Raw genomic sequence first — 21,833 nt, 5'->3', positions numbered from 1 at the left:
ACATAGAATGACAGCTTATATAGAGATAGAGACCGGAGGTGCTGACAATTGACAGAATCAAACAATAGAACGATACCACTTTTACCACTAAGAGGACTTTTAGTTTTCCCAACGATGGTGCTGCATTTGGACGTAGGAAGAGACAAATCCGTCCAGGCATTAGAGCAGGCTATGGTGGAAGACAGCGAAATACTACTCACGAGCCAGGTGGATTTATCAGTAGATGAGCCTGGTGCAGATGATATGTACCAGGTAGGTACGATGGCAAAGGTAAAGCAGATGCTTAAGCTCCCCAACGGCACTATCCGTGTGCTGGTCGAAGGACTGGAGCGGGCAAAAATTGAAAGATTTACGCAAAAGGAAGAGTATTTTCAGGTGGAAATGTCGATTTTATCGAATGTGGAGGAAAGCAATCCTTCTGAAGAACTCGCATTAATGCGCAATGCCCTGGAGCAGTTTGAAGAATATATCCGTTTATCCAAAAAAGTATCAAAAGAAACTCTTCAATCCGTTCAGGACATAGCAGAACCGGGCCGATTCGCGGATATCGTCAGTTCCCACCTTCCGTTGAAAGTCGCTGAAAAGCAGGAACTTCTGGAAACGGTTTCCGTTAAGAAAAGACTGCAGCGTATTCTGGATATCTTAAATAATGAAAAAGAAGTTCTCGGTCTGGAACAAAAAATCGGCCAGACGGTAAAGAAATCAATGGAAAAAACACAGAAAGAATATTATCTCCGCGAACAGATGAAAGCCATTCAAAAAGAACTGGGCGACAAAGATGGTAAAGACGGCGAAGTTGGAGAACTCCGTGAAAAAATTGAACAGTCCGATATGCCCGATCAGGTACTGACTAAAGCCTATAAAGAGCTGGACCGCTACGAAAAGATGCCGTCCACAGCGGCGGAAAGTTCCGTTATCCGTACGTATATAGAGTGGCTGACTTCCATTCCATGGAAAGAAGAAACGCCGGACCGCCTGGACGTGAACCATGCCCAGAAAATTCTTGACGAGGACCATTACGGTCTTGAGAAAGTAAAAGAACGGGTGCTGGAGCATTTAGCTGTTCAGGAGCTTACCAACTCGCTGAAGGGGCCTATTCTCTGTCTGAGCGGCCCGCCGGGAGTCGGTAAAACATCACTGGCTAAATCGATTGCGCGCGCACTAGAGCGTAAGTTTGTCCGTGTTTCCCTTGGCGGAGTGCGTGATGAAGCGGAAATTAGAGGTCACAGACGCACGTATGTAGGAGCGATGCCGGGACGTATCATTCAGGGCATGAATAAAGCCGGCTCCACCAACCCGGTATTCCTGCTGGATGAAATTGATAAAATGGCAAGTGATTTTAGAGGAGATCCGTCTTCCGCCATGCTTGAAGTGCTTGATCCTGAGCAGAATAATTCATTCAGCGATCATTATATTGAAGAAACGTATGATCTGTCGAAAGTGCTTTTTATTACGACAGCAAACAATATTTCTGCTATACCGGGTCCTCTTCTGGACCGTATGGAAATTATCCCGATTGCCGGTTACACGGAGCTTGAAAAAGAGCGTATTGCCATCGATTATTTATTTCCAAAGCAGCTGGAAGCCCATGGCCTCACAAAGAGCAAACTGCAGATCAAAGACGATTCCATGATGAAATTAATCCGTTATTATACAAGGGAAGCAGGAGTCCGGAGTCTGGAAAGAGAAATAGCTAAAGTGTGCCGGAAAGCCGCGAAGAAAATAGTAGCAGGCGAGAAGAAGCGTGTCGTGGTTACGGAAAATACGATTGAAGAGATGCTCGGACGTCCTAAATTCCGGTACGGCCAGGCAGAGATAGAAAACCAGGTAGGAACGGCTATGGGACTTGCCTACACTACAGCCGGCGGCACCGTTCTTTCCATTGAAGTGTCGCTTGCAAAAGGAAAAGGCGATTTAAGCCTGACCGGTAAACTCGGAGACGTAATGAAAGAATCCGCACGTGCTGCTTTCAGCTATACGAGAGCCAACGCGGAACAATTAGGTATTTCTCCGGATTTTTACAAAGAGTATGATATTCATATTCATGTTCCCGAAGGCGCTACGCCAAAGGATGGCCCATCGGCGGGAATCACGATTGCTACTGCTTTGATTTCTGCTTTCACCGGCAAACCCGTTAAGAAAGAAGTGGGAATGACCGGAGAGATAACGCTGAGAGGAAGAGTGCTTCCGATAGGCGGGCTTAAAGAAAAAGCAATGAGCGCTCATAGAGCCGGGTTAACAACAATTATTATTCCAAAGGACAACGAAAAAGATTTGGAAGATATACCGGAAAGCGTTAGAAAAGGACTTACCTTTATACCGGTTTCCCAGTTAGATGAAGTATTAGAACACGCGTTGGAGGAAAAAGAATGAAAGCCAATCAAGCAGAGCTTGTAATTAGTGCAGTAGCTGAAGAACAGTATCCCACAATGGATCTTCCGGAGATTGCCATGGCCGGAAGGTCCAATGTAGGGAAATCTTCTTTTATCAATACCCTGCTCAATAGAAAAAACCTGGCAAGAACGTCGTCTAAGCCGGGAAAAACGAGAACCCTTAATTTTTATTTGATTAATGAAATCCTGATGCTTGTGGACGTTCCTGGATACGGCTACGCAAAAGTTTCCAAAACAGAACGAGCAGCATGGGGGAAAATGATTGAAACGTATTTAGGAGAGCGTGACCAGCTCTGCGGAGTTACGCTTATTTTGGATGTAAGGCATGCACCAAGCGGTGAAGATGTGAGAATGTATCAATATTTAAAGCATTTTGAACTGCCTGTTGTCATAATTGCTACAAAAGCGGACAAAGTCACTAAAAATAAACGGCCCAAGCACGTGAAGCAGATAAAAGAAACGCTTGGTCTGCATAAAGAGGATTCGGTCGTATTGTTTTCCTCGGAAACCGGCCAGGGAAAAGAAGAAGCATGGGGTGCTATTAACAGGCTTAGAGCAAAATAATTATGCAGCGAGATGTCGTTTGCTGTTCACATTTCTTTTTTTCGTTTATAATAAATCATGTTATAATAGAATTATTCTAAATAAGAAAAGCGTTCAGCTTCTTTAATATGAACGAAAAAAATGGTATAACTATAAGAGTATGAAAGCGTATGTAAAAAGTAAAATGCTGTTACATACTTACATTCTCTGTGAAATAGTGCAGCTTATTTATTAGGGGTGAACAATACATGCATATTCTCGTTGCAGGATTAGATTATAAAACAACCCCCGTTGAGATCAGAGAGCAGCTTGCTTTCCAGGATGGAACGCTGCCGGAAGCTCTTCACAGCCTTAGTGGAATGAAGAGTATTCTGGAATGCACTATTATTTCCACCTGTAACCGTACGGAAGTATACGCTGTTGTTGATCAGCTTCACACGGGACGCCAATATATTAAACAATTTCTTTCCCAGTGGTTCGATCTTCCAAAAGAAGAGTTCGGCCCTTATTTAACAATACGTGAAAATGATGCTGCGATTCAGCATTTATTTAAGGTAGCAACCGGTCTTGATTCCATGATTCTGGGAGAAACACAGATTCTCGGCCAGGTGAAAAACAGCTTTTTCACTGCCCAGGACTCAGAAGCAACAGGGACTATTTTTAACGAATTATTTAAGCAGGCTATTACGTTCGCGAAAAAAGCCCATAATGAAACGGAAATTAATGATAACGCCGTGTCGGTAAGTTACGCAGCAGTAGAACTGGGACATAAAATTTTTGGAGATTTTTCGAATAAGAACGTCCTGATTCTCGGTGCGGGAAAAATGAGTGAACTAACGGCCCGTCATTTGTATTCCAGTGGTGCAGCGGAAGTAACCGTTTTAAACAGAACGTTTTCCAAAGCGGCAGAGCTGGCAGACCGGATTTTCGGCCGGGCGCTGGAAATGGATCACCTCCAGCAGACGCTGGAGAGCGCGGATATTGTGATTTCCTCGACGGGTTCAAAGGAATACGTGATCGATCGTAAAATGATGGAAACGGCTCTGAAAAAACGCAGAGGCCGGCCGCTGTTTATGATCGATATCGCCGTTCCAAGAGATTTGGATCCGGAGCTGAACGATCTTGATAATATTTTTCTTTATGATATTGATGATCTTCAGGGAATTGTGGAGTCTAATCTTTCCGAGCGGAAAGTCGCGGCAGCTAAAATAGAAGACATGATGCAGGACCAGCTTCTACAGTTTAAAGAATGGGTGGATACTCTGGGCGTCGTGCCTATTATTTCAGCTCTGCGGAGCAAAGCTGTCTCTATTCAGGCTGACACAATGGACAGCATCGAGCGAAAGCTTCCCGACTTAACGGAAAGAGAGCGTAAAATTCTTCGTAAGCACACTAAAAGCATTGTCAATCAAATGCTGCGTGATCCTATCATGCGTGCAAAAGAGCTGGCAGCTGAACCTGACGCTGAGCAGTCTCTTGCTTTGTTTACAGAAATATTTGCTCTTGAAGAGGAAATTGCCTCTGCTAAAGAAGTAGAAAGCATCCAGCATAAACAGAATTTACAAATAGAAGAAGATAGACAAATAGCACAAAAAAAACCGCCTTTGCTGCCGTACGCCTATGCAAAGGATGTTACTCTCCGAGTATGAGAGGAGTTATCGTAGATGGTTGCAGCAGCTAATACTATTTATGTCGTAACCATTGTTCTTTATAGTTTGAGCCTGCTTGGCTATTTTTTCGATTTTCTACAGACGAACCGGAAGGCAAATCGCATTGCCTTCTGGCTTCTAACTGTTGTCTGGCTGCTGCAGACCTCATTTTTTATTATAAGAGCTGTGCAATACGACAGACTTCCCGTTATTACACCCTTTGAAGGGTTATTTTTTTATGCATGGCTTTTAGTTACCTTTTCTTTAATTATTAATCGATTGTTCCGTGTAGATTTCCTCGTTTTTTTTGCCAATGTGATTGGCTTTGCGATGCTTGCTTTCAGCTTGTTTGCTCCCGACGGAGATATACCTAATGAGTTAAATGAACTTTTAATTTCTGAGCTGTTGATTATTCACGTTACGTTAATTATTATTTCCTATGCTGCCTTTACCCTTGGCTTTGCATTTTCCAGCCTTTATCTGCTGCAGCATAAGCTTCTAAAAAGAAAAAAATGGGGAAATCGGCTTCTCCGGCTTGAAAATCTGCCAAAAATGGAAACTCTTACTTTTTACTCGACCGTGGCCGGTGTACCATTGTTAATGCTCGGTATTATTTTAGGATTTATATGGGCAAGTATTCAATTTCAAACCCTGCCATGGACGGATGCCAAAGTAATTGCTTCTGCTGTTCTGCTGCTCGTGTACAGCTGGTATTTATATCTTTGGGCTGTAAAGGACCAAAGAGGTTATAACATGGCCGTGTTAAATATCATTGGGTTTTTACTGCTGTTGACTAACTATTTTCTTTCAAGTGAACTGACCGAATTTCATATGTGGTATTTGTGAAATAGGAAGATACTATAGACGTTGTGGAGGATGACATGAGAAAAATTATTGTAGGTACAAGAAAAAGTAATCTTGCGATAAAGCAGGCAGAGTGGGTAATCGACGCGTTAAAGCGTGCCGGAGCCCCGTATGAATTTGAAATGAAAAAAATTGTTACAAAAGGCGACAAAATTCTGGACGTTACTCTCTCTAAAGTAGGGGGAAAAGGCCTGTTTGTAAAAGAAATTGAACAGGCAATGACGGATGGGGAAATTGATTTTGCCGTACACAGTATGAAAGATATGCCCGGTGAGCTTCAGGATGAGTTCACGTTAGGTGCTATCACGAACCGGGTGGACCCAAGAGACGTGTACATTGCCAATGACCATGTGCCGTTTTTGGAGCTTCCGGAAGGAGCGGTCGTCGGAACAAGCAGTCTCCGTCGTTCTTCTCAGATTCTCGCGAAACGTCCTGATTTAAAGATTCAGTGGATCCGTGGAAACATTGAAACGAGACTCCGCAAACTGAGGGAAGAAAATTATGATGCGATTATTTTAGCGGCGGCCGGCCTGGAACGAATGGGCTGGGACCCGGAAATGGTTACAGAATTTCTTGATCCCGATCTTTGTCTGCCGGCGGTAGGACAGGGGGCGCTCGGTATTGAGTGCCGTGCCAACGACGATGAGGTAATCTCTCTTCTGCAGAGTATCCATGAAACAGAAGTAGCTCAGAGAGTACGCGCCGAGAGAGCTTTTCTGAAAGCAGTAGAAGGTGGATGTTCCGTACCCATAGCCGGCTATGCCACGATGGAAAAGGAACAGATTCACCTTACCGCTTTAGTAGGAACACCTGATGGCAGAATTATTCTTCAGGAAAAAAGAGAAGGTACTGATCCTGAAAAAATTGGCAGAGACGCAGCGGAAACGCTGCTTGCACGAGGAGCAAAGGATATTCTTGATGACGTGAGAGCAGAGCTGGATAATCAGTGAGCCTTTCCTTAAACGGAAGCAGAATTTTGATTACAAGGCCTTCTCATCAAAGCAGCCTGTTGGCGCAGCCGATAGAGCGCAGCGGCGGCAGGCCGGTAGTTATACCGCTGATTGGAGTGGAACGGCTGCCGCTGTCTGCAGATGATCGGGAAAAAATTAAAAAAATGTATATGTACGAATGGTTTGTTTTTACGAGCGTAAATGCGGTACATTATTTTATGGAAACATTAAAACAAGAAGGTCATTCTTTTCCAAGTCATGCAAAAATAGCTGCGGTCGGATCCAAAACAGCCCGTTCACTTACGGATGCGGGTTTATCGGTGGAGCTGATGCCGGAATCCTACACGGCGGAAGCCCTGTCAGAGACGCTGGCTTCCAGTTTAAAAAAGGGAAGCCGTATTCTTTTTCCGAAAAGCCGGATCAGCCGCGATACGATTACAGCACGTCTGCAGGCGGAAGAAAAACCAGTTGACGCGATCGATGTGTATACAACGGCACCGGTAACTGGAAATATAGAACCCCTGCAGCACGTCATTCTTCATAATGAAATTGACTTTATTACGTTTACAAGCCCTTCCGCCGTCAGAGCATTTCTGGATGGGGTAAGCGGCCTGCCTCTTGAAAACTGGTCTCCTATTCCGGTTATATCGATTGGCCCGGTGACGTCTGCCGAAGCAGAAAAGCATGCATTTAAACAAATATATACCGCCGATCCTCATACGATTGAAGGAATGATGGATCTGCTTTTGAAACTTTCGAAGGAGGATTTTGATGAGTGATTTACAGTTTCGGAGACACCGCCGTCTCCGCTCGACACCTGGTATTCGAAAAATGGTTCGGGAAAACGAAGTGAAAAAAGAAGACTTGATTTTTCCTATTTTTGTAGTGGAAGGGGAAAAAGTAAAAAACGAAGTCCCATCCATGCCGGGAATTTATCAGGTATCTCTTGATATTCTGGCGCAGGAAACCAATAAGCTGGAACGCCACGGTGTGCCGGCAGTAATGGTCTTCGGCGTTCCCAATGAAAAAGACGAATATGGATCTCAGGCATATGCAGAAGAAGGCATCGTACAGCGGGCTATCGGCGTTATTAAAGAAAATAATCCCACGTTAACGGTTATCGCCGATACATGTCTCTGCCAGTATACCGACCACGGACACTGCGGTGTGATTAGAGATGGAGAAATTCTTAACGATGAATCCCTTCAGTTACTAACGGAAACGGCCGTCTCCCAGGCGAAAGCCGGAGCAGATATTATTGCGCCTTCCAATATGATGGACGGATTTACGGCAGCGATCCGCCGCGGTCTAGATAATGCAGGTTTTGTGCACACGCCGATTATGTCCTATTCGGTTAAATATGCTTCTGCATTTTATGGTCCTTTCCGGGATGCTGCCCACAGCACGCCTTCCTTTGGTGACCGGAAAACCTATCAGATGGACCCGGCGAACCGCGAGGAAGCACTGCGGGAAGCCCGTTCTGATGTGGAAGAAGGTGCCGATTTTCTTATTGTAAAGCCGGCTCTTTCCTATCTTGATATTATAAGAGAAGTGAAGGATGCTACAGGATATCCAGTAGTAGCCTACAACGTATCCGGGGAGTTTGCGATGCTTAAAGCAGCGGCTCAAAACGGATGGATTGATGAAAAAGCAGTCGTGATGGAAAAGCTTGTCAGCATGAAGCGGGCAGGTGCGGATCTGATCGTTACGTATTTTGCATTGGACGTAGCCAAGTGGATCGATGAAGAACTATATTAGAATATACTGCCTGACTGCGCTGCAGCAGGCAGTTTTTCCTTATTAAAGAAAAGTCGCAGAAGAAAACGGCTTTTGTTATTCTGGTAGTAGATTATAAAAAGGGAAGTGACAGCAATGAAATCCTATGAAAAATCCTCAGCTGCTTTTGAGCAGGCAAAACCGTTAATGCCGGGCGGCGTGAACAGCCCTGTGCGTACATACAATTCGGTGGGGCATCCTGCTGTGTATATGCAGAGCGGTAAAGGTTCTAAAATAACCGATCTGGATGGAAATGAGTACATTGATTATGTTCTATCGTGGGGCCCGCTCATTTTAGGGCACGCCCAGGACCATGTCGTGGAGCAGTTAAAGGCAGTGACTGAAAAAGGCACAAGCTTTGGTGCATCCCATGTGATGGAAATAAAGCTTGCCGAACTGGTTATTGATAGAGTGCCTTCCATCGAAGTGGTACGAATGGTCAATTCCGGCACAGAGGCCACCATGAGCGCTCTCCGTCTTGCGCGCGGTTTTACCGGTCGTGACAAGATTCTTAAAATGGAAGGCTGTTACCATGGCCACGGCGATTCTCTTCTAATCAAAGCCGGATCCGGCGTAGCTACTTTAGGCCTTCCGGACAGCCCGGGAGTTCCGGCATCGGTTGCATCCAACACGCTGACCGTGCCGTATAATGATCTGGCCAGCCTGCAGAAGGCATTTGATGAATACGGTGATGAGATTGCTGCCGTGATATTGGAGCCGGTCACAGGCAATATGGGGGTAGTGCTTCCGGAAGAAGGATTTTTGGAAGGCGTCAGAGATATTACTAATCAACATGGCAGCCTGCTGATCTTCGATGAAGTAATGACTGGCTTTAGAGTCGGCTATCACTGCGCTCAGGGTGTTTATAACGTAACGCCGGACATAACGTGTCTCGGGAAAGTTATTGGCGGAGGACTTCCTGTAGCGGCTTACGGCGGCAGACGCGATATTATGGAGCAGATAGCACCGAGCGGGCCGATTTATCAGGCCGGCACGCTGTCTGGAAATCCGCTTGCTATGACAGCGGGATTCGAAACATTAAATCAGCTGAAGCCGGAAGATTACGATACATTTGACCGTCTTGGCACGCTTCTGGCCGACGGCCTGCATGAAGCAGCCCAAAAGCACGGTATTCCCCACCATATTAATAAAGCCGGATCGATGGTTGGGTTTTTCTTTACGGATGAAAAAGTCGTTGATTTTAAAACGGCCAAAACCTCAGACCTGGAAATGTTTGCGGCATACTTTAGAGAAATGATGGCCCAGGGAGTTTCGCTTCCTCCTTCTCAATTTGAAGGCATGTTTCTTTCAACTGCCCATACAGAAGAAGATATTGAAAATACGGTAAAAGCCGCCGAAAAAGCTTTTTCCGTGATTAAAAAATAAAATTAATTTGCATTGACTGGCAGGCAGGGCTCTGCTTAAAATAGAAGCATACCAATCAGCATAAATAAGAAAGCATAGATAGGGAAGAGTAAGGATCCCGCGCTTGCACAGAGAGAAGGCAGCCCAGCTGAAATGCCTTTCCTGCGCGGATCCTGAAGGTCGCCCCGGAGCTTTTCCTTTGAATAAAGTAGGAGGAAACGGCAGGTACCGTTATACCTAAGTGTGTGAAGCTGGCAGACAGCGTCACAAATAAAGGTGGTACCGCGTAAACTCTTTTCGTCCTTTGCAGACGAGAAGAGTTTTTTTATTTGGGCAAAAAGCACGGTGACTTTCTAATAAAGGAGAACGATAAGATGGATAAGGTAAACCAGACAGATATGCCGACTAAGTATGACCCGCAGGCTACTGAAGCGAAATGGTATCCCTACTGGACAGAGGGAGAATTTTTTAAGGCGGAAGGAAAAGGGGATAAAGAACCCTACACCATTGTTATTCCACCTCCTAACGTAACAGGAAGGCTTCATTTGGGCCACGCCTGGGACACAACGCTGCAGGATATTATTTCCCGCTTAAAGCGTATGCAGGGCTATGATATGCTCTGGCTGCCGGGCATGGACCATGCCGGTATTGCCACGCAGGCTAAAGTGGAAGGAAAACTGAAAGAAGAAGGAACAAACCGTTATGAAATGGGACGGGAAGCCTTTCTTGAGAAGTCCTGGGAATGGAAAGAAGAGTATGCAGATTTTATCCGGGAGCAGTGGTCCAAGATTGGTCTTTCCCTCGATTATTCGAGAGAGCGGTTTACTTTGGATAAAGGACTGTCCGATGCGGTGCGTAAAGTCTTTGTTACTCTTTATAATAAAGGGCTGATCTACCGCGGAGAATATATTATTAACTGGGATCCGGATACGAAAACAGCTCTCTCTGATATAGAAGTTATCTACAAAGATGTGCAGGGCTCTTTTTATCACATGGCCTATCCATTGGCGGACGGAAGCGGATCGATTGAAGTAGCGACCACGCGTCCGGAAACGATGCTCGGTGATACGGCCGTTGCCGTTCATCCAAAAGATGAACGCTATGCCCATCTAATCGGAAAAAAAGTAAAGCTGCCGATCGTCGGCCGCGAGATAGAAATTATTGCAGATGATTATGTAGAAATGGACTTCGGGTCCGGTGCTGTTAAAATTACGCCGGCGCATGATCCGAATGACTTTGAAATGGGAAACAGACATAATCTGGAGCGGGTACTCGTCATGGATGAGTCTGGAAAAATGAATGAAAATGCTGCGAAATATGAAGGAATGGACCGTTTTGAATGCCGCCGCCAGATTACAGCAGATCTGCAGGAGCAGGGCGTGCTGTTTAAAGTGGAAGATCACATGCATTCGGTCGGCCATTCGGAACGAAGCGGTGCTGTCGTAGAACCGTATCTATCCACGCAGTGGTTCGTGGATATGAAGCCGCTCGCTGCAAACGCAATCGCTCTCCAGCAAAAAGAAGAAAAAGTACATTTCGTGCCGGAGCGCTTTGAAAAAACGTACCTGCACTGGCTCGATAATATTAGGGACTGGTGCATATCCAGGCAGCTCTGGTGGGGCCATCGCATTCCTGCCTGGTACCATAAAGAGACCGGCGAAATGTATATCGGCATGGAAGAACCGGCGGACGCGGAAAACTGGGAACAGGATGAAGACGTACTGGACACCTGGTTCAGCTCAGCGCTTTGGCCTTTTTCCACGATGGGATGGCCGGACGAGCAGTCGGAGGATTTTAAAAGATTCTATCCGACTAATGCGCTCGTAACCGGATATGACATTATCTTTTTCTGGATTTCCCGGATGATTTTTCAGGGACTGGAATTTACCGGACAGCGTCCGTTTGAGGACGTGCTGATTCACGGACTGGTTCGGGACAGTGAAGGCCGGAAGATGAGTAAATCACTTGGCAACGGCGTTGATCCAATGGACGTCATTGAAAAGTATGGTGCTGATGCACTGCGTTTCTTCCTTGCTACCGGCACGACACCGGGCAACGACCTGCGTTTTCAGTGGGAGAAGGTAGAGGCCAACTGGAACTTTGCCAATAAAATCTGGAATGCCTCCCGTTTTGCACTGATGAACATGGACGGCCTCGCTTATGACGAAATCAGCCTCGAAGGCGAAAAGACAATGGCCGACCGCTGGATTCTGACAAAGCTTCAGGATACGGTCCAAAGCGTAACCCGACTAATGGATCAGTATGAATTTGGAGAAGTAGGCCGCCTGCTGTATAACTTTATCTGGGAAGACGTATGTGACTGGTATATTGAAATGGCTAAGCTGCCGCTTTACGGAGAAGATGACGTTCAGAAGCGCATGGCCCGTTCGGTACTGGCCCACGTACTTGACCAGACGATGAGGCTGCTGCACCCGATCATGCCGTTTATAACCGAAGAAATCTGGCAGCACCTTCCTCATCAAGGGGACTCTATTACGGTAGCAGCATGGCCTGTCGTAAACCATGACCTGATCGATGCTCAGTCCGTTGAAGATATGGAGCTGATCAAGCGCATCATCCGCTCGGTACGAAATACTCGTGCAGAAATGAACGTAGCACCGAGCAAGGAAATTGAACTGCTTATTAATGCCGCTTCCGAAAAAGAACTGCAGCAGCTCCTGCGCGGACAGGAATATCTGGAGCGCTTCTGTAATCCGGAAAAACTGACGATTGATACAGGCCTGCAGGCACCGGAAAAATCGGTGTCCCACGCACTGACCGGAGCAGATCTTTATATGCCGCTCGCCGGGCTGATACAGCTGGATGAGGAAATTGCCAGGCTTCAAAAGGAAAAAGAAAAGCTGGATAAAGAAGTAGAACGGGTGCAGAAAAAGCTTGCCAATGAAGGTTTTACGAGCAAGGCACCGGCACATGTAGTTGAAGAAGAAAAGCAGAAACAGCAGGATTATGCGGATAAACGCGATAAAGTGGTGGCCCGCATGGAAGAACTGCAGCAGTAAATAAAAACAGGAAAGGGAGGCGTGAAACCCTCTCTTTTTTTCTTTCATATATGAACAGCCTGAATAGAAAAGAGGGATAGCATGAAGACGTATAAAGAAGCAAGAGCATGGCTGGAGGACAGAAAAAAATTCGGCATACACCCGGGGCTGGAGCGGATGACTATGCTGATGGAAGGCCTGGGCAATCCTGAACGGAAAATGAAAAGCGTCCATATTGGAGGCACGAATGGAAAAGGATCCACGACTGCTTTTCTAAGAAATATCCTGGAGGAGTCAGGCATGGAAGTAGGTACGTTTACTTCCCCCTATATAGAAACATTCAGAGAGCGGATCGCGGTGAACGGGGAACCAATAAGTGAAGAAGCTTTTCTGGAAGCTGCCAATGTAGTGCGTCCCATTGTAGAATCGGTGGAAAAGTCGTTGTTCGGCCCGCCGACCGAATTTGAAGTAGTTACAGCGATTGCCGCCCGCTACTTTTCTTCCAAAGCCTTTCCGGATGTAGTGATATGGGAGGTAGGACTGGGCGGAAGGCTTGACTCTACTAATGTCATGCTGCCGCTTATAAGCGTAATTACCAATATCGGACACGATCATCAGCATATTCTTGGGGATACAGTAGAAGAAATCACCAGAGAAAAAGCCGGCATCGTTAAATCGGGAGTCCCATTGATCACATGTGAAGAAAAGCCGGAAAGTCTGGAGATTCTGGAGGAGTCTGTATCGGAAAAATTCACGAAAATGTATCAGCTCGGCAGAGATTTTCATATCGAGAGTATAGTGCCACATCAAACGGGAATAACGTTTTCGTTTCAATCTGTATTTTTAAAAAAGCTCGACGAGGTCCAGCTTTCCATGCTGGGACCACATCAAGCTAAAAATGCTGCCGCTGCTGTGATGGCGGCGAGATATCTTAAAATGTATTATGCGTTCCCGGCAGAGGATGATAACATTCTCCGCGGGCTGCAGAAAACGAGCTGGCCGGGAAGGCTTGAAGTGGATCAGGAAAGAAAAATAATTATCGACGGTGCTCATAATAAAGAAGGAATGGCAAGCCTGACAGAGGCACTGCGTGCTCATTTTTCAAAAGATACTTTTCACTTTATTATTGGTACAACAAAAGAAAAAAACGTGGAGGATTTTCTGCATCCCCTTGAAAGCATGAACGCAGCAACGGTATCTTTAGCCGGCTTTGATTTTGAACGGGCCGCCGAGCCGGAAAATCTGAAAACGGAAAGTCTTTCCGGGACGCCGACTGCATATGATACCTGGCAGACTGCAGCAGCAGAAGTGGAAAAACTGCGCCGGCCTGGAGAATGGCTTGTGATGACCGGTTCTTTGTATTTTATATCCGCTGTGCGGAAAGAATGGAAGCTCTGATAAAGAGCTTCTTTTTTCGTGGAAAAAAGCTTAAAATAGTTCTTTAGTTATGGTATTATATAATCATTAAAAGAAAGGAGAACAAAATATGTGATTGTGATTTGGTACAGTTTAGTTATTGGCAGCGTGATGGGCTCATTTACGAATGTAGTCGGCCTCCGTCTTCCAAAAAAAGAGTCGCTTCTTTATCCTGCTTCCCACTGTCCTTCATGCAGACGTTCTATCGCAAAAAAGGATTTAGTTCCTGTTCTTTCTTATTTACTGCTGAAAGGAAAATGCCGGTACTGCAGGGAAGGCATTTCTTTTCTTTATCCGTTTATGGAACTGGCAGCCGGTATACTGTTTGCGGCAGCCTTTATCCGATTCGGCTGGGAATGGGAACTCGCGCTCATACTTATTGTTGTGCTGGTTTTATGCGCCGCAGTCGTGAGTGACCTCGTGTATATGATTATTCCGGATCGACTGCTTCTTGCAGGAACAGGAGCGGCGGCGGCTGTTAAGCTGGCCTCCGGGACATTCAGTGAACTGGCATCTTCTGCGGGAAATGGTCTGCTTGTATTTTTACTGCTGTATATTTTTGCTGTGTTGACTAAAGGCGGGCTGGGCGGCGGCGATATAAAGCTGTTTGCTTTTATTGCTTTTGCCGTCGGCCTGCCGGCAGCGGTGCTTACTGTATTTCTAGCAGCAATCACTGGAACGGCCTGGGGACTATTCAGGCTCTGCACGAAAAAAATGAACCGCAGACAGTTATTTCCATTTGCTCCTTTTATCGCTTCGGCCTGCTTAACCGCTGTTTATGCCGGCACCCCTTTTTATACATGGTACAGTCACTGGATTGGCCTCTCCCCTTAATTACCACCTCTTATTAACTTTACGAAAAGGAGACATGCATGACTTCCCCCCTTATTTTTAAAGACATTCCCAAAACAGAGCGTCCAAGAGAAAAAATACTCAAAAATGGTGCAAGATCCCTCTCCAACCAGGAACTGCTTGCTCTTATGCTGCGGACCGGTACAAAAGAAGAATCCGTTATGGTACTGGCTCAAAGGCTGCTTTATACGTTCGATGATTTATCTTTTCTAAAAGAAGCTACGCTTGAAGAACTTCAGACGGTTAAAGGAATAGGAAAGGGGAAAGCGGCGGAATTAAAAGCCGCTTTGGAACTGGGCCGCCGCTTATACACTTATAAAGCGGAAGAGAAATACACGATTCGTTCTCCTGAGGATGTCGCCGATTTTGTCATGGAAGACATGCGGTTTCTAAAACAGGAGCATTTTGTTGTCCTTGCCCTGAATACGAAAAATCAGGTCCTGCACAAACAGACATTGTTTATTGGCAGCCTTAATTCCAGTATCGTTCATCCCAGGGAGGTGTTTAAAGAAGCGCTGCGCCGTTCTGCCGCCTCGATTATCTGCCTGCACAACCATCCTTCCGGTGATCCCTCGCCAAGCAGGGAAGATATTGATGTAACCAAGCGTCTGGCAGAATGCGGGAGGCTGCTTGGCATGGAAGTTCTCGATCACGTTATTATTGGAGATGAAACGTTTACCAGCCTCAAAGAAAAGGGACATATTACACAATAATAAATAAAAAATGCCCCAGCCGCTTGATAGGCCGGGGTATTTTTATTACGATAACAGGAAGAAAAATAGGCAGATCTTCTCCTAAAAAAACAAGAGGCGGGTCTATGTTTTTGAGTTCATTTTGCGTATAATGAAGAATAGTGGTTAAGACGGTGAAAAAAATCCGAAATACATCCGGATGCCGGACTGCCACATCGGCGGTGCAGATTTACAGGAGTTGAAGGGAGATACATAGATGTTTGGTGGTTTTACAAAGGATTTAGCAGTAGATTTAGGAACGGCAAACACATTAGTATTTGTTAAAGGTAAGGGAGTTATTGTCCGTGAACCTTCGGTTGTAGCGATCCGGAAGGATACGAATACAATAGAGGCGGTGGGGACGGCTGCTAAGAATATGATAGGCAGAACACCAGATAACATTGTCACTCTCCGCCCAATGAGAGATGGGGTCATCGCCGATTTTGACACGACCACCACGATGATGAGGCACTTTATAAATCAGGCACAGAAGACAAAAAGCTTTTTCAGCAGGAAGCCTAATGTGATGGTGTGTGTTCCCTCAGGGATTACTTCAGTGGAAAAAAGAGCGGTGGAAGATGCAACCAGACAGGCCGGGGCAAAAGAGGCGTACACGATAGAGGAGCCTTTTGCAGCTGCCATTGGTGCGGATCTCCCCGTTTGGGAGCCTACCGGAAGCATGGTAGTGGATATTGGCGGCGGAACGACAGAAGTTGCCGTTATTTCGCTTGGGGGCATTGTTACGAGCCAGTCTATCCGGACTGCTGGAGATCAGATGGACAGCGATATCATCCAGCATGTTAAAAAAACGTACAATGTGCTGATAGGCGATCGTACAGCGGAATGGGTGAAAATGGAACTGGCTGCAGCGTCCAGACAATCGGAAGAGGAGCCTGCTGAAATTAATGTCCGCGGCCGGGATTTATTAACCGGATTTCCAAAGACAATCACCTTAACATCAGGAGAAATTACGGAAGCGATGAAAGAAACCATCGGTGCTATCGTCAATGCCGTGAAGAGCACCCTGGAAAACACACCGCCTGAACTTGCAGCAGATATTATGGATCATGGTATACTGTTGACCGGCGGAGGCGCCCTTTTGAAAAACATGGATAAGATATTAAGCGAGGAAACCAATATGCCTGTGCATGTGGCAGAAAATCCGCTGGACTGTGTAGCTCTGGGTACCGGCAAAGCGCTGGATAACATAGAGCTGTTCCGTACAAAAGACAATTCCTCGTTTAGTTCTTATCGAAACAAGTAGCAAAGCAGGTGGGCAGGATGCCACAATTTATTAACAACAAACGGTTAATTGTACTAATGGTCAGTATTATTATTTTAGTTGCGGTCATCGGTTTTTCGATGAGGGACCGGGACAATATTTCTCTGCCCGAACAGCTTTTCCGGGACGGGGCAGGTTTTGCCCAGTCGGTATTAAGCAAACCGGCTTATATTGCAGTTGATTTTTTCACTGACGCAAGTTTTCTGCTGAATGTATACCAGGAAAACCAGACATTAAAAGCCAGAGTAGATGAAGCAGCTTCTATCTCAGCTGAATTAGCCGGTGTGCGCCAGGAAAATGAAACACTCCGGGAAATGGTGGACCAGGAAGAAAGCCTCACAGATTATTCGATTCGGGCAGCGCAGGTTATTCACAGATCACCCGATCACTGGACGGAAACCATCGGTATTGATAAAGGGTCCCAGAACGGGATAGAGCCGGATATGGCGGTTATGACGCCTGAAGGCCTGATCGGACGTGTGCAGTCGACATCGCAGTTTACTTCTACGGTACAGCTTTTGTCTGACGGTGATGACAATAATCGGGTATCTGCCATGGTAACGACAGATGGCGACCCCGTGTATGCATTTATCGAAGGCTGGGATGAAGAACGTGAAGGGCTTATGCTGCGGAAGATAGAATCGGATGCAGAGATTGAAGAAGGCCAGCTGGTCAGCACATCCGGTCTTGGAGGTATCTTTCCAAGAGGCCTCGCTGTTGGTGAAGTAGTAAGCGTTGAGCCCGATGAGTACGGCTTAACATATAACGCACTCGTGGAGCCCGCAGCCGGTTTTTATAACATTGAACAGGTTACGGTAATTGAGCGGAGCAGCGAAAGCCTGGATGAAGGTCTTGAAGAAGAAGCAGAAACATCAGAAGAAGAGGAAGAGGAAGAAGAGCCTGTAGATGGAACAGAAGAGGGTGGAGGCTGATGGTTAGATATCTCCTTCCCTTCCTTGTGTTTTTTTCCTTCCTCATAGAAGGCACATGGTTTCAAATATTTGTGAACACATCCGCCGGGGGAGTTGAGTGGGTACCCCGTATTACGCTTCTGCTGGTCATATTTACATCCATTTACAGGGGGCCGGGAGCTGGAATTATACTTGGATTATTTGCCGGCGCCCTGTATGATCTTACTTATACGGATTTATTGGGATTGTATATTTTCAGTTTTGGACTTGTGGCTTACTTATGTTCCTATCCCTTCCGCGGCATAAAGAGCAGTCTGCTGCTTCAGCTTTCCGTTGTGGTAGGAGCCCTCGTTATTTTTGAATGGATGACATATGGCATTTATTATGTTGCTGACTATACGGATGTGATATTTGCCGACTTTTTTGTATGGCGTCTTATGCCTTCCCTTCTTTTGAACACAGCAGCAGCAGCGCTTTTGTACCTGCCATTACAGAAGCTGTTCATTTACATTGAAAAAAGCGAAAAGATATGGCAGAGATAAAACTTACGTAACGATTAAAATAAGGCGGTCGACAGGGGAAACCCGGAAAATCGACAGCTTAGGATGAGGGGTGAAAAAATGGAACAAAGCTCCGGAAGCCAGTATATTACAATTAAAGGCACGAAGCAGGGCTTAACAATCTTTCTGGATGATCAATGCGACTTTAATGAATTGATGAAAGGATTGGAAGAAAAAATCAGCAATGAACAGCAGCTGGTTAATGACGGTCCTAAAGTAGCAGTGAAAGTGAACGCCGGTTACCGGTATATTAAAGAAGAGCAGGAAAGAGACATAGCAAAAGTCCTTTCCAAAACAGCCACGATTGAAATGAAAGAGCTTGAATCCTATGTAATGACAAAAGAGGAAGCCAAACGCATCAGGGAAGAGGCCTCCATTACGTCATTTTCAAGCATTGTCCGTTCCGGACAGGTGCTCCGTGCAAAAGGGGACATTGTTCTTCTGGGGGACATTAACCCCGGAGGCACCGTAGAAGCCACCGGTGATATTTATGTACTTGGTGCCTTAAAAGGAATTGCACGCGCCGGGATTGACGGAAAGAAAGATGCAGTAATCTGTGCCTCTATTATGAGACCGAAGCAGCTTTCAATTTCCGATAAGTATTATCATGCCCCGGAACGTCATGAACAGCAGGAGGACCTGCTTTCCGAACCGCTTTATGCATATTATGAGCAGGAAAAAGATGAAATTCTTTTTGAGAAAATGAAAGTATTGACGTATTATACGTCTCGAAGAGATAAGAAAACTGCAGATGTAAAGTAATAGTCAGCAGCAAAAATCGTACCATAACAAATTTCATGTTTTTGCATGAAAGGAGGAATTACAGTGGGAGAGGCTTACGTTATTACATCAGGAAAAGGCGGAGTTGGTAAAACAACAACTTCCGCAAATATAGGAGCTGCTCTGGCTCTGCAGGGCAAAAAGGTTTGTATGCTCGATACCGATATCGGCCTGCGCAACCTTGACGTTGTGATGGGGCTGGAAAACCGGATTATTTATGATCTGGTTGATGTAGCAGAAGGCCGCTGCCGTGTGCAGCAGGCTTTAATTAAAGATAAGCGGTTTGACTGCCTGCATTTAATTCCTGCCGCCCAGACAAAAGACAAGTCAGCGGTCAGCCCGGAACAAATGAAGGAAATTATTGATTCTCTTCGGGAAGATTATGATTTTATTCTGATTGACTGTCCTGCCGGAATCGAACAGGGATACAAAAACGCTGTGGCAGGAGCAGACCATGCTATTGTCGTTACGACACCTGATACAGCAGCGGTTAGAGACGCGGACCGCATTGTAGGACTGCTTGAACAAGAAGGCATCACGCCGCCCAGACTGGTTATTAACCGTGTAAGGCAGCACTTATCTGATTCCGGCGAGATGCTGGATGTGGATGATGTGACGTCAACACTTGCTATTGATCTGCTGGGAGTTATCGTAGATGAAGACGACGTGCTGAAAGCAGCTCACAAAGGCGAGCCGATTGCGATGAACCCTAACAGCAGGGCGTCTATCGGCTATCGGAATATTGCGAGGCGCATGATGGGTGAATCAGTTCCGTTGATGTCATTAGAAGAGAAAAAAGGCTTTTTCTCCAAAATGAAAAAATTATTCGGCATGAAAGCATAATGGAGAGAGTCCCCCTGAAAGGGACTCTTTTTTATGGCGCCTGCTCCTGTAAAGCAGACTATTCTATACTTATGCCGGGTTATGGTATACTAAAAGAAGAAAGTACACTAAAGTCCTGCGAATGAATCAACAAAGGAGACGTTACCTATGGCTGTTATTGATCTGCTTTCTCCTGATGAAAAAAAGAAAGCAAGCCAGCTTACAGAAAAAATATACCAATCCGGTTCGATTGAAAATGATGACTGGAAAAAATACACTACTCAGCTTACGCTTTTGTACGAAAAAGCTAAAAATAGAAAGCTGTAGACAGGCTCCCGTCATAACGGGGGTTTTTTTGTTGAAAAACCTCAGCTGCAAAAGGAGGAACGATACGATGAAAGAATTGATTTTTAATACGGCTACTTCGGAAAAAAGAGCGGTTCTTCTGGAAGATGGAGAGCTGGCAGAAGTACATATCGAACAACCGGATGAAACAAAAACGGCTGGGGATATTTATATTGGACGTGTGAAAAATGTGGTACAGGGAATGCAGGCAGCTTTTGTAGATATCGGCCGGGAAAAAAATGGATTTCTCTATAGGGATGAGCTTCTCTCCTACCGCCGCCTGGACGAACCTTATGCCAGAAAAGAAAAACGCAGTATCAATGAATTTATTACGCAGGGCCAGCTTGTGGCAGTTCAGGTGGAAAAAGAAGAGTTTGGAGAAAAAGGGGCAAGGTTAACTGAAAATCTCTCTTTTGCCGGAAAGTACAGTGTGTTTATGCCTAACGGTAACTATATCGCTGTTTCCAAAAAAATTCATCCGGAAACCGAAAGAGAGGCATGGCGTACGAAAGCTGCAGAAGTATTAGAACAGCAGGAGGGAGCAGTTATCCGTACGAATGCAGGCGATAGCAGGTGGGAAGTGGTTAAAGCGGATATTATGCTGCTTAAAGAAGAGTGGAGCGAACTGGAAAAAGCGGCAGGTAAAATGAAACAGCCGGGTCTATTAAAAAAAGGAAGCGGGCTTGCAGAAAAGCTGTTGAAAGATTATCCGGCTGTCCAGCTGAGCCGGATTGTAGTAGATAACGCAGAAGAAGCAGAGCGGATCCGCCGTCTGCTCCGCTATGAAGAAAAAGATACGAACAAAATGGTAACATACCGCGGACGTGAAAATGTATTCAGCCATGAAAAGCTTGATAAGCCGCTGGAACGGCTGCTGCTTGACCACGTATGGCTGAAAAACGGCGCCTCCCTGAAAATTGATAAAACAGAAGCAATGACCGTAATCGACGTGAATACTGCACGATTTACGGGGAAAACGAATGTAGCGGAAACAATAAAACAGACAAATGTAGAGGCGGCAAAAGTAATTGCGAAGGAGCTAAGGCTTCGTGATATAGCAGGAATAATCGTTATCGATTTTATTGATATGAAACGAACGGAAGACAAAGAAGAAGTAACCGACTGCTTGAAGCAGGCTTTAAAAAAAGACCGGGCGCTGACAAATGTACTTGGTATCAGCCGGATCGGTCTTCTTGAAATGACAAGAAAAAAAACGGCCCGCAGCCTGCACGACCGGCTGTTTGAACCGTGCCGGCCCTGCTCTGGAAGCGGGAAGATAAAAAAAGCACAGACTATCGTTTACGAAGCAGAGCGCCTCCTGTACGAATACCGAGAAGTCGAATCAGAGGCGGTTCTGCTGACGCTGCCGTTCCATGCCGCGGAATGGCTTGAGAAAGACGGACAGCATCTGCTTGACTTCTGGAAACAGCTCTTTCCATTCTCCATATCAATTTCCAGTGCGCAGAGCCTGCGTCCGGAAATAAGTTTTGCCGGAACCGCAGAAGAGGTGTCAAAACGGCAACAAGAAAGATAAAGGAAGAATTGACACTCCCTCTGCCAATATGGTATTATTTCATAGTTAGTCGTTTGGATTA

Annotated in this window: 19 protein-coding genes and 1 other annotated feature; all 19 genes read left to right on the top strand. The window is 45.8% G+C overall.

The window, feature by feature from the left end:
* Positions 1-48 precede the first annotated feature (48 nt).
* Complete coding sequence (gene lon / locus ATL39_RS06845) at positions 49-2,373, top strand: endopeptidase La (protein WP_120192544.1); 2,325 nt, start codon at positions 49-51, stop codon at positions 2,371-2,373.
* Positions 2,370-2,957: a ribosome biogenesis GTP-binding protein YihA/YsxC gene (gene yihA / locus ATL39_RS06840; RefSeq protein WP_120192543.1), complete on the top strand. Its 588-nt coding sequence runs from the start codon at positions 2,370-2,372 to the stop codon at positions 2,955-2,957. Before lon ends, yihA begins: the two co-directional genes overlap by 4 nt.
* A gap of 227 nt (positions 2,958-3,184) precedes the next feature.
* Positions 3,185-4,585 (top strand): glutamyl-tRNA reductase, encoded by a 1,401-nt coding sequence (gene hemA, locus ATL39_RS06835; protein WP_120192542.1) that lies wholly within the window; start codon positions 3,185-3,187, stop codon positions 4,583-4,585.
* A gap of 15 nt (positions 4,586-4,600) precedes the next feature.
* Complete coding sequence (locus tag ATL39_RS06830; RefSeq protein WP_120192541.1) at positions 4,601-5,431, top strand: cytochrome C assembly family protein; 831 nt, start codon at positions 4,601-4,603, stop codon at positions 5,429-5,431.
* A gap of 35 nt (positions 5,432-5,466) precedes the next feature.
* Complete coding sequence (gene hemC, locus ATL39_RS06825; RefSeq protein ID WP_120192540.1) at positions 5,467-6,399, top strand: hydroxymethylbilane synthase; 933 nt, start codon at positions 5,467-5,469, stop codon at positions 6,397-6,399.
* On the top strand, positions 6,396-7,178 hold the full coding sequence (locus tag ATL39_RS06820) for a uroporphyrinogen-III synthase (protein WP_120192539.1): 783 nt from the start codon (positions 6,396-6,398) through the stop codon (positions 7,176-7,178). The genes hemC and ATL39_RS06820 overlap by 4 nt, the downstream gene beginning before the upstream one ends.
* Positions 7,171-8,157 carry a porphobilinogen synthase gene (hemB, locus tag ATL39_RS06815; RefSeq protein ID WP_120192538.1) on the top strand — a complete coding sequence of 329 codons (987 nt, stop codon included), beginning with the start codon at positions 7,171-7,173 and terminating at the stop codon, positions 8,155-8,157. The genes ATL39_RS06820 and hemB overlap by 8 nt, the downstream gene beginning before the upstream one ends.
* A gap of 114 nt (positions 8,158-8,271) precedes the next feature.
* The gene (gene hemL / locus ATL39_RS06810) at positions 8,272-9,561 is read left to right on the top strand and encodes a glutamate-1-semialdehyde 2,1-aminomutase (protein ID WP_120192537.1); all 1,290 of its coding nucleotides are present in this window, start codon (positions 8,272-8,274) and stop codon (positions 9,559-9,561) included.
* A 66-nt stretch (positions 9,562-9,627) separates the two neighbouring features.
* Positions 9,628-9,848, top strand: a binding site (T-box leader).
* Between the two features lie 66 nt (positions 9,849-9,914).
* Positions 9,915-12,560, top strand: a complete 2,646-nt coding sequence (locus ATL39_RS06805) for a valine--tRNA ligase (RefSeq protein WP_120192536.1) — start codon at positions 9,915-9,917, stop codon at positions 12,558-12,560.
* Between the two features lie 81 nt (positions 12,561-12,641).
* The gene (locus ATL39_RS06800; protein WP_120192535.1) at positions 12,642-13,937 is read left to right on the top strand and encodes a bifunctional folylpolyglutamate synthase/dihydrofolate synthase; all 1,296 of its coding nucleotides are present in this window, start codon (positions 12,642-12,644) and stop codon (positions 13,935-13,937) included.
* Positions 13,938-14,027: 90 nt separating this feature from the next.
* Positions 14,028-14,789 carry a prepilin peptidase gene (locus tag ATL39_RS06795; protein WP_120192534.1) on the top strand — a complete coding sequence of 254 codons (762 nt, stop codon included), beginning with the start codon at positions 14,028-14,030 and terminating at the stop codon, positions 14,787-14,789.
* A 38-nt stretch (positions 14,790-14,827) separates the two neighbouring features.
* A complete protein-coding gene (gene radC, locus ATL39_RS06790; RefSeq protein ID WP_120192533.1) occupies positions 14,828-15,520 on the top strand; it encodes a RadC family protein in 693 nt (230 codons plus the stop codon).
* Between the two features lie 235 nt (positions 15,521-15,755).
* Positions 15,756-16,802, top strand: a complete 1,047-nt coding sequence (locus tag ATL39_RS06780; protein WP_120192531.1) for a rod shape-determining protein — start codon at positions 15,756-15,758, stop codon at positions 16,800-16,802.
* A 17-nt stretch (positions 16,803-16,819) separates the two neighbouring features.
* Positions 16,820-17,752 carry a rod shape-determining protein MreC gene (mreC, locus tag ATL39_RS06775; protein WP_120192530.1) on the top strand — a complete coding sequence of 311 codons (933 nt, stop codon included), beginning with the start codon at positions 16,820-16,822 and terminating at the stop codon, positions 17,750-17,752.
* Positions 17,752-18,273, top strand: a complete 522-nt coding sequence (gene mreD / locus ATL39_RS06770; protein ID WP_120192529.1) for a rod shape-determining protein MreD — start codon at positions 17,752-17,754, stop codon at positions 18,271-18,273. The genes mreC and mreD overlap by 1 nt, the downstream gene beginning before the upstream one ends.
* Positions 18,274-18,351: 78 nt before the next feature.
* Positions 18,352-19,053 carry a septum site-determining protein MinC gene (gene minC, locus ATL39_RS06765; protein WP_170146862.1) on the top strand — a complete coding sequence of 234 codons (702 nt, stop codon included), beginning with the start codon at positions 18,352-18,354 and terminating at the stop codon, positions 19,051-19,053.
* Between the two features lie 63 nt (positions 19,054-19,116).
* Entirely contained in the window at positions 19,117-19,914 is a 798-nt protein-coding gene (minD, locus tag ATL39_RS06760; RefSeq protein WP_120192527.1) for a septum site-determining protein MinD, read from the top strand.
* Between the two features lie 147 nt (positions 19,915-20,061).
* Positions 20,062-20,220 (top strand): hypothetical protein, encoded by a 159-nt coding sequence (locus tag ATL39_RS17405; protein ID WP_170146861.1) that lies wholly within the window; start codon positions 20,062-20,064, stop codon positions 20,218-20,220.
* 67 nt (positions 20,221-20,287) lie between these two features.
* A complete protein-coding gene (locus ATL39_RS06755) occupies positions 20,288-21,772 on the top strand; it encodes an Rne/Rng family ribonuclease (protein ID WP_170146860.1) in 1,485 nt (494 codons plus the stop codon).
* Positions 21,773-21,833 lie beyond the last annotated feature (61 nt).

The sequence above is a fragment of the Sinobaca qinghaiensis genome, from assembly GCF_003610495.1.
Taxonomy (GTDB): Bacteria; Bacillota; Bacilli; order Bacillales; family Marinococcaceae; genus Sinobaca; species Sinobaca qinghaiensis.
Note: the sequence above shows the minus strand (reverse complement) of the source record. Positions and strands in the feature narration are given on the sequence as shown.